Origin of the sequence: Westiellopsis prolifica IICB1, from assembly GCF_004323185.1 — a bacterium.
In the GTDB taxonomy this organism is placed as follows: Bacteria; Cyanobacteriota; Cyanobacteriia; order Cyanobacteriales; family Nostocaceae; genus Pelatocladus; species Pelatocladus prolificus_A.
Window position 1 is genome coordinate 1 of sequence record NZ_NAPS01000026.1, and the last position, 1151, is coordinate 1151.

General features: G+C 41.4%; 3 protein-coding genes. 1 reads left to right on the plus strand and 2 read right to left on the minus strand.

Annotation, left to right across the window (positions count from 1 at the left end):
* Together B4U84_RS31070 and B4U84_RS30165 are read right to left on the minus strand one after the other, a co-directional pair.
* Positions 1-219, minus strand: a 219-nt coding sequence (locus tag B4U84_RS31070) for a hypothetical protein (RefSeq protein ID WP_165490414.1), incomplete at its 3' end; no start/stop codon positions are given.
* Positions 220-348: 129 nt separating this feature from the next.
* Positions 349-585, minus strand: a complete 237-nt coding sequence (locus B4U84_RS30165; RefSeq protein ID WP_044451643.1) for a hypothetical protein — start codon at positions 583-585, stop codon at positions 349-351.
* Positions 586-793: 208 nt separating this feature from the next.
* Here B4U84_RS30165 and B4U84_RS30170 point away from each other — a divergent pair, with 208 nt between their 5' ends.
* Complete coding sequence (locus B4U84_RS30170; protein ID WP_131121664.1) at positions 794-1027, plus strand: helix-turn-helix domain-containing protein; 234 nt, start codon at positions 794-796, stop codon at positions 1025-1027.
* Positions 1028-1151 lie beyond the last annotated feature (124 nt).

The following is a 1151-nucleotide window of genomic DNA, read 5'->3' on the forward strand; positions in this document are numbered from 1 at the left end:
ATCAAACACTCGCTGACGAGTATCAAACACTCGACGACGAGTATCAAACACTCGACGATGAGAATAAAAGACTCGCTGACGAGTATCAAAGACTCGCTGACGAGTATCAAACACTCGACGACGAGTATCAAACACTCGACGACGAGTATCAAAGACTCGCTGACGAGTATCAAAGACTCGCTGACGAGTATCAAAGACTCGCTGACGAGTATCAAACACTCATTCTCAAAAATCGCCTCACAACTGATCTCTTGCACCAGGTGAATAGCAACACTACGCGGTTGATTTTGATAAGTCGCGGTGTTCAAATCCCCGACTTCTTAGAGAAATCGGGGTTCTATTAGCCCATTAGGTGCTTGATTTTGAGCTTGAACTATTTGCTTGTTCTGAAAACTTCTCTATTGTTTGAGCTATAGCGTGAGCATCTTTGCCAAAATAAGTTTCTCTCTCGCCATTATTCCAAATAATTAAGCAGCTAAATTGTAATGACATGTTGAAATGAGCTTTGCGAAATTGAATTTGGCGAGCAAAAGCTAAATTTAACCAACCTTTTGTTAATGTTTGACAAGGAATAACTTGTGTCATAGTTGCTACAATGGAAATATCCTAAACGACGGTTGTCCTAAACGACGGTTGTCCTAAACAGTTTTGGATATAGAGAGGCGCTTTCAGTTGTTCAGGCCGGGAGCGCTTTCTCTATACTCTCTATAGTAGAACATCGTATTTCGTTTGTCAATAATCGTACGATGATTTATATTAAAAATAAAATTGACGATATCATAAGGTGGACACAGTGAAAATCAGACGCTACACAGACGTTGAAATCGAAGGACTAGGAGCAAAAATTAGACAAGCAAGAAAAGCTGATGGACGTTCAGTCGAAGTTTTAGCCGGAGAAGCTCAAATGAGCCGAGCTTACTGGCATGATATAGAAGCGGAAAGAGTGCGAGATGCTTTACCAGAAGACACCCTGAGAAAAATAGAGCGAGTGCTTAACATTGATTTAGGCGTAAAGTTCGGCGATTGAGGGGATCGGGGATCGGGGATCGGGGATTGAGGGGTAATACCATTTCACGAAAATCTTGATACAAATACAGACGGTGTAGAGACGCGAAATTTCGCGTCTCTACAAATTTATATGTATCGCGATT